Source organism: Microbacterium sp., assembly GCF_035554235.1.
Classification (GTDB): domain Bacteria; phylum Actinomycetota; class Actinomycetes; order Actinomycetales; family Microbacteriaceae; genus Microbacterium.
On record NZ_DATMIO010000193.1, the window covers coordinates 1 to 7,570 of the forward strand.

General features: G+C 69.4%; 8 protein-coding genes. 5 read left to right on the plus strand and 3 right to left on the minus strand.

What is annotated here, in order from left to right; translation table 11 throughout:
* Window positions 1–644 (minus strand): ATP-binding cassette domain-containing protein (locus tag VNT50_RS10065; RefSeq protein WP_325484980.1); only part of this gene is annotated, 644 nt, incomplete at its 3' end.
* Between the two features lie 242 nt (window positions 645–886).
* Between VNT50_RS10065 and VNT50_RS10070 the strand changes: the two genes are divergently transcribed.
* From VNT50_RS10070 to VNT50_RS10090, 5 genes are read left to right on the plus strand one after another with little or no spacing between them, the layout of a single operon-like run.
* Complete coding sequence (locus VNT50_RS10070; RefSeq protein ID WP_325484987.1) at window positions 887–1,900, plus strand: iron-siderophore ABC transporter substrate-binding protein; 1,014 nt, start codon at window positions 887–889, stop codon at window positions 1,898–1,900.
* A gap of 48 nt (window positions 1,901–1,948) precedes the next feature.
* Window positions 1,949–2,965, plus strand: coding sequence for a FecCD family ABC transporter permease (locus VNT50_RS10075; protein ID WP_325484981.1), 1,017 nt, complete (start codon window positions 1,949–1,951; stop codon window positions 2,963–2,965).
* The gene (locus VNT50_RS10080) at window positions 2,962–4,023 is read left to right on the plus strand and encodes a FecCD family ABC transporter permease (protein WP_325484982.1); all 1,062 of its coding nucleotides are present in this window, start codon (window positions 2,962–2,964) and stop codon (window positions 4,021–4,023) included. Before VNT50_RS10075 ends, VNT50_RS10080 begins: the two co-directional genes overlap by 4 nt.
* Complete coding sequence (locus VNT50_RS10085) at window positions 4,020–4,835, plus strand: ABC transporter ATP-binding protein (RefSeq protein WP_325484983.1); 816 nt, start codon at window positions 4,020–4,022, stop codon at window positions 4,833–4,835. The genes VNT50_RS10080 and VNT50_RS10085 overlap by 4 nt, the downstream gene beginning before the upstream one ends.
* A gap of 32 nt (window positions 4,836–4,867) precedes the next feature.
* A complete protein-coding gene (locus VNT50_RS10090) occupies window positions 4,868–5,770 on the plus strand; it encodes a siderophore-interacting protein (protein WP_325484984.1) in 903 nt (300 codons plus the stop codon).
* A 1-nt stretch (window position 5,771) separates the two neighbouring features.
* Here the strand turns inward: VNT50_RS10090 and mhpA are convergent, their stop codons facing one another.
* Entirely contained in the window at window positions 5,772–7,340 is a 1,569-nt protein-coding gene (gene mhpA, locus VNT50_RS10095) for a bifunctional 3-(3-hydroxy-phenyl)propionate/3-hydroxycinnamic acid hydroxylase MhpA (protein WP_325484985.1), read from the minus strand.
* 30 nt (window positions 7,341–7,370) lie between these two features.
* A partial coding sequence (locus VNT50_RS10100; protein ID WP_325484986.1) for a hypothetical protein occupies window positions 7,371–7,570 on the minus strand: 200 nt, incomplete at its 5' end.

Below are 7,570 nucleotides of genomic sequence, written 5' to 3' on the forward strand. Positions count from 1 at the left end.
GTGTCGTGGCTGATCACGACCAGACCCCCGCGGAAGGCGCGCAGGAACTCCCGCAGCCAGACGATCGAGTCCGCGTCGAGGTGGTTGGTCGGCTCGTCGAGGATCATCGAATCCGCGTCGGAGAAGAGGATGCGGGCGAGCTCGATGCGGCGGCGCTGGCCACCCGAGAGGGTGCGCAGGGGCTGGTCGAGGATGCGGTCCGGCAGCGAGAGATTGTGCGCGATGGATGCCGCTTCCGCCTCGGCCGTGTAGCCGCCGAGCGCCTCGAACCGCTCGGTGAGCTGGCTGTAGCGCTTCATCGCCTTGGCCGCGACATCCGAGTTCTCATCGCCCATCGCCATGGATGCATCGTGCATGCCGATCGCCAGCGTGCCGAGGCCGCGCGCATCGAGGATGCGCGTGCGCGCAAGCATGTCGGGGTCGCCCGTGCGCGGGTCCTGGGGCAGATAGCCCAGCTCCCCCGACCGCTCGACCCGGCCATCGGCGGGCAGCAGGTCGCCGGCGAGGACCTTGGTGAGCGTGGTCTTGCCGGCCCCGTTGCGACCCACCAGCCCGACCTTGTCGCCCGGAGACACGCGGAACGACACATCCGCCATGAGCACACGGGCTCCGACGCGGATCTCGAGGTCGTGAACGGCAAGCACAGCGAAGGTCCGTTTCGTCGGTGGAGAGAGTACAGAGGGGGCGAGCGCCCAAACGCCAAGTATAAGTCGAGAAGCCCTCGGTCCTTTTATGGGCCCGGCAGCGAAGCCCGTTCCAGGACGCCATCGACGCGACTCTTGCCTTCGCGTTACGTGACGGATTGGCGCGAGGCGTCTCTGCTAGGTATGGTTAGCCTGCCCTTACCAACCTCAGGAGGATTCCCGTGCCCCGACTTCGCAGAGCCATGTTCGCCGCAGCAGCGCTGGCCACAGGAGCAGCCCTGCTGCTCACCGGATGCGCGACCGGAGGCGCCGACGAGGCCGCCGCCGGCAACGACGAATCCGGGGGGTCCTTCCCGGTGACGATCGAGCACGCCTACGGCGAGACGACGATCGCGGCGCAGCCCGAGCGCATCGCGACGGTCGCCTGGGCGAACCACGAGGTTCCCCTCGCCCTCGGTGTCGTGCCGGTGGGCATGAGCAAGGCCACGTGGGGCGACGATGACGGAGACGGCGTGCTGCCCTGGGTCGAGGAGAAGCTCGAGGAGCTCGGCGCAGAGACGCCCGTGCTGTTCGACGAGACCGATGGCATCGACTTCGAAGCGGTTGCCGACACTCAGCCCGACGTCATCCTCGCCGCGTACTCCGGTCTGACGCAGGAAGAGTACGACACCCTGTCGAAGATCGCTCCCGTCATCGCCTACCCCGAGGTCGCATGGGGCGCGAGCTACCAGGAGATGATCCAGCTCAACTCCGAGGCGATCGGCCTCGCCGCAGAAGGCGACGCGCTGATCGACGAGCTGGAAGCCGAGGTCGACGCCGCCTCGGCCAAGTACCCGGCGCTCGCCGACGCCGGCATCCTGTTCTCCTACATCGATCCCACCGACCTGAGCCAGATCGGGTTCTACACCAGCCACGACACCCGCCCCAGCTTCTTCGCCGACCTGGGTCTGCCGCAGCCGGCCATCGTCGAGGAGGAGACCGCGAACACCGAGGAGTTCTACGTCACCGTCAGCTCCGAGGAGGCAGACCGCTTCGCGGACGTCGATGTCTTCGTGACCTACGGCGAAGCCGACGGCGCGATCATCGCCCAGTTGCAGGCCGACCCGCTGCTGTCGCAGATCCCGGCGATCGCGAACGGTCAGATCGCCGTCCTCGAGAACTCCACGCCGCTCGCGGCGTCGGCGAACCCTTCGCCGCTATCCATCGGCTGGGGCATCGACGAGTACTTCGCGATCCTCGCCGGCGCCCTCGGCTGAGCGCGTCGAAGGCCAGATCCGTTGACCATATCTCCGCCCCGAGCACCGTTGCCGGACACCGCACTGCGGCGTCCGGCGGCGGCGCGTCTGGCGTGGCTGCTCGGCGCGATCGCGCTCGTCGTCGTGCTCTGCCTGGCATCCGGCGTATTCGGGGTCCGCGAGGTCTCCGTCGAAGACGTCTTCGCCGCGCTGGGCGGTGAGTCGAACACGATCTCGCAGGCGGCGGTCGTCGCCCGGATCCCCCGGACGGTGCTCGCGGTGCTCGTCGGCGCGGCACTCGCGCTGTCGGGCACGGCGATGCAGGCGGTCACCCGCAATCCGCTCGCCGACCCGGGCATCCTCGGCGTCTCTGCGGGCGCGGCGCTCGCCGTCGTGATCGGCATCGCCTTCTTCGGCCTGGTCGAGCCGCTCGCCTACATCGGGGTCGCCACCGCCGGCGCCGCGGCGGCCGCGGTGTTCGTTTACGCCGTCGGATCGCTCGGCCGCGGCGGCGCCACGCCCCTCAAGCTCGCGCTCGCGGGCGCCGCGATCGCCGCGGCCCTGACCTCCTTGACGAGCGCCGTGCTCCTCCCCCGCGTGGACATCATGGAGACGTTCCGCTTCTGGCAGATCGGCGGGGTCGGCGGCGCGACGTGGGAGCGCATCGGCATCGTCCTTCCCGTGCTCGTCGTCGGCGCGGTCATCTGCCTCCTCACGGCCCGCGGCATGAACTCGCTCGCCCTCGGCGACGACCTGGCCGCGGGCCTCGGCGAGAACGTCCTCCGCACGCGCCTCGTCGCGTCCGGCGGGGCCGTCATCCTCTGCGGGGCCGCGGTGGCGATCGCCGGGCCCATCGCGTTCGTCGGCCTCGTCATCCCGCACTTCTGCCGCCTGCTCGTCGGCACCGATCACCGTTGGCTGCTGCCGTTCGCCGCCGTGGCCGGCGCGGGGCTGCTCGTGGCCGCCGACGTTCTCGGTCGCGTCGTCGCGCGTCCTTCCGAGATCGAGGTCGGCATCATCACGGCGCTCATCGGCGCACCGTTCTTCATCTGGATCGTGCGGCGGCAGAAGGTGCGCGAGCTGTGACCGCGCAGACAGCGCACGCCGCGCCGGCCGCCCAGACCGTGCGGGCCGTCATCGCGGGGCGCCGCGCGCGCACGCGTCGCCGGGCGACCGTCACCGTCGCCCTCGTGGTCACCACGGTTGCGGTCTTCGCCGGAGCACTCATGATCGGCAACACGTTCTACGGTCCGATCGATGTGCTCCGGGTGCTACTCGGCGAGACCGTTCCGGGGGCATCGTTCACGGTGGGCGAGCTTCGTCTCCCCCGCGCCGTCATGGGCATCCTCGCGGGCTTCGCCTTCGGCATCGCGGGCGTGACCTTCCAGACCATGCTCCGCAATCCGCTGGCATCCCCCGATGTCATCGGCATCACCGCGGGGGCGAGCGCCGCCGCCGTGGTCGCCATCATCGTCTTCTCCCTCAACGAGACGCTCGTCTCCGGGTTCGCGCTCGCGGGCGCCCTTCTCACCGCGGCCGCGATCTACCTTCTGTCGAACAAGGGCGGCTTCGCCGGGGCACGGCTCATCCTGATCGGCATCGCGGTCGCCGCGATGCTCCACAGCGTCATCACATACCTGCTCTCGCGCGCGCCCGCCTGGGATCTGCAGGCCGCGATGCAGTGGCTGACCGGAAGCCTCAACGGCGCCACGTGGTCGGCCGTGCTGCCCCTCGCCGTCGCCTCGGCGGTGGTCGTGCCCCTCCTGCTCGCCCAGGAGCGCGGGCTGGGCGTGCTGCGCCTCGGCGACGACTCCGCCGCCGGTCTCGGCGTCGCGGTGCGTCGCACGCGAGTGCTTCTCATCCTCGCCGCGGTCGCACTGCTCGCCCTCGCCACGGCGGCGTGCGGACCCATCGCGTTCGTCGCATTCATGGCGGGCCCGATCGCCGCGCGCATCGCCGGCCCGGGTGCGTCGCTGCTCCTGCCCTCGGGTCTGGTCGGAGCGCTCCTCGTGCTGGTCGCCGATCTCGCCGCCCAGTTCGCCTTCGACAGCCGCTACCCCGTCGGCGTCGTCACCGGGGTGCTGGGCGCCCCGTACCTCGTCTACCTGCTCGTCCGAACGAACCGCTCCGGAGGCTCGCTGTGAACACATCGCACACCCTCGCCGCCGAGGAGCTCACGCTCGCCTACGGCGATCGCACGATCATCGAGTCGCTCGACCTGCAGATCCCGCCCGGCCGGATCACCGCGATCGTCGGCGCGAACGGCTGCGGCAAGTCCACCCTCCTGCGCGCCCTCGCCCGGCTCATCCCACCCCGCGCGGGCCGGGTTCTCCTCGACGGCAAAGCCCTGCACGGCCGCCCGTCCAAGGAGATCGCTCGCACGCTGGGCCTTCTCCCGCAGAGCCCGATAGCCCCCGAGGGCATCGCGGTGGCCGACCTCGTCGGCCGCGGCCGGCACCCGCACCAGAAGTTGCTCGCGCGGTGGAGCGCTCGAGACTACGAGGTGGTGGCGCAGTCCCTGGTCGCCACCGGCACCTCCGAGCTCGCCGATCGCTCGATCGACGAGCTCTCGGGCGGGCAGCGCCAGCGGGTCTGGATCGCGATGGCCCTGGCGCAGGAGACCGACATCCTGCTGCTCGACGAGCCCACGACCTTCTTGGATGTCGCGCACCAGGTCGAGGTGCTCGACCTGCTCACCGACCTGAACCGCGAACGCGGCACCACGGTCGTGATGGTGCTGCACGACATGAACATGGCCGCGCGGTACGCCGACCACATCTTCGCCCTCCGTAGCGGCGAGGTCGTGGCGAGCGGCCCGCCCGTCGAGGTCATGACGAGCGAGATGATCCGGCGCGTCTTCGACCTCGATTGCGTCGTCATCCCCGACCCGACCTCGGGCACCCCCATCGTGCTCCCCCGCGGCCGGCATCACGCGCTGAGCGCCCCCGCCGGCTGAGCGCATCCGACCCGACCCAGACTGGAGACCCCATGGCCGCAAGCACCCTCCGCTTCTTCCGCGCCCGCGTGAGCGGAATCACCGACGTCACGCCCACCTTCCGCCGGTTCACCTTCGCCGGCGCCGACTTGGGCGACTACGGCGATCCGGGGTTCGATCAGCGCATCAAGATCGTGTTTCCGACCGCGACGGTCGGGCTCGACGCGATGCCCATCGACGATGACTGGTACACGCGGTGGCGCGACATGGCCGAGGCCGAGCGGCCCCCGTTCCGCACGTACACGACGCGCTTCGTACGCAACGACGAACGCGAGGTAGACGTCGACATGGTGGCGCACGATGTGCTCGGTCCCGCATCCGACTGGATCGCGCGCGCGACCGTCGGCGACGAGGTGCTGATCCTCGCGCCGACGACGGCCCACACGGGCGTCAGCTACGGCATCGACTTCGTCCCGCCCGCGCACACCGAGAGCATCCTCCTGGCCGGCGACGAGACCGCCGCGCCCGCGATCGCCGTGATCCTCGAGCAGCTGCCGGCGGAGGCCCGCGGCGTGGTGGTGCTCGAGGTCCCGCACCCCGATGACGCGGCGTACCTGCCCCGTCACCCGGGCTTCGAGTACCGCGTCGGCGCGCGGGGCGACGGTGGACGCCACGCATACCTCGTGCCCGAGGTCGAGCAGGCCGCGGACCGGCTGGCCCCTGAGGGCCGCGGCGGCGAGGTCGAGGAGATCGACATCGACACCGAGACGCTGTGGGAGGTTCCCCGCACGGCGAAGGGCGGCGCGGCTCTCAAGCGCGCAACGCTCTACTCGTGGCTCGCCGGCGAGGCGGGGGCGATCAAGGCGTTGCGCAGGCACCTCGTCGCCGAGCGCGGCGTCGACCGCCGTGCCGTGGCGTTCATGGGCTACTGGCGCCTCGGCAAAGCCGAGAACTGACTCACGCAGCGACGCTCGCGCCGCACGTGGCGAGGAAGCGATCGACCAATTCGCCGATCTCATCTTTCGTGCGTGCTCCGCCGTAGACGTAGAAGTCCGGTCGTACCAATACCGCAACCGCGTCGAGGTCTGCCATCCACGCCTGCAAGTTCCCGTCGATGTCGATGACGTCGACGGCGCTCCCCGAGGCGCCGACGGTGACGATGCGAATTCCACGCTCGCGCAGCGCATCCCTCTGAGCGTCGCCGATGTCCACCGCGTCGTTCACGCCGCTGATCAGAAGGACGCCGTCATGGTGCACGATCGTGTCGAACAGACCGGTTCGCCCGTCGTAGGTGACGGGAGTCTGGATGCTCAACAGCCCGGCCGCTGCGCTCTGATCCGAAGCACCGGCACCGAGCCGTGGAAGCGGTCGGGCGGGCTGTTCGACGCCGGCGAGATAGTCGGAGCGCATCGCCGCGTCTCGATCGGCAGCGGCATTCTCGTCCGTGATGCAGATGACCTCGCCGAGCGCCATCGAACTGGCGATGAAGTGTCGCACATGCTCTTTGCGCTCCGGGCCATACGTGTGCAGCAGTTCCGCGCTCGCCAAGCCGCGCAGGACGAGGCTCAGCTTCCACTCCAAGTTCATGACATCGCGCAAACCGGCGCACATGCCTTGGCCGGCGAAAGGGGGCATCAGGTGGGCGGCGTCACCGGCGATGAACACCCGCCCCCGACTCCAGTCGTCTGCCCAGCTTGCTTGGAAGGTGTAGACGGTGTTGCGTTCGAGTGTCGCCTCAGTGGGCCCGACGCCCCAAGGCTCGAGCAGCCGCCAGGCGGCCGCCTCCGTGCTGAGTTCCTCCGCTGTCTCGTTCGGCAGGCGCATGAATTCGAAGCGTCGGCGTCCCGGGCCGCCGGGGACCAGGGTCGTCGGCCGTTTCGGGTCGCACAATTGCCATGCCGGTGGAGTGAACTCGATGTCGTCGGTCTTCATGACGAGATCGACCACGAGCCAGTCGTGAAAGTACCCAAGATCGGTGCTGGTCCCGCCGATCCATCCGCGCACGAGACTGCGCGCACCATCGGCGCCTACGACGTACGAAGCCCTGACGGTGCGCTCCGCCCCCTCGCCGTCCTGTACAGCTAGTTCCACCCATTCCCCGTGATCCTGGACGCTGACCACGGTTTCACCGTAGACGACGCGAACCGTCGGCTCGCTCTCGACCAGCGCGTGCAAGTGGCGTTCCAGCATCGGCTGATTGATGAAGTTCGAAACGTTCCACCCCGAGGGCCCGCGCCCCCGCCAGTCGAGACGGAGAATCGTGTCGTGCCGAGCGTTGCGCCATTCGTAGAAGTCGTCATAGGGGGCGATGGCCGCAGGCGCATCGGCCGGGCCGGCGCCGACCGCTTGCAGGATGCGACAGGCCTCATCGTCGATGTGGACGGCGCGGGGCAGGAAGTACATGCTTCGCTGCTTCTCCACCACCAGTACGTTGTGGCCGCGCCGCCCGAGTCGGAGGGCGAGCAACCGGCCCACCGGACCGTATCCGACCACGACGACGTCGTAGACCCCGGGGTTCGACACCATTGTCTTCTTCTCCATTCCGTGTCCTCGTGATCAGACTTCGACGGACGGATAGGGTTTGCCGATCCAATGCGCCAGGTTCGCCGCGTACGCACGCTGGAAGGAGAGCGGGCCGCCCTCGCGCGCGTAGTCCTCGTCGTACATCGCGATGTAGATGGTGAGCGTGAGGAAGATGTGCGCGCCCATCTCGAACAAGGCGACATAGTCGTGTTCTTCGAGGGCGGTACGCTCCT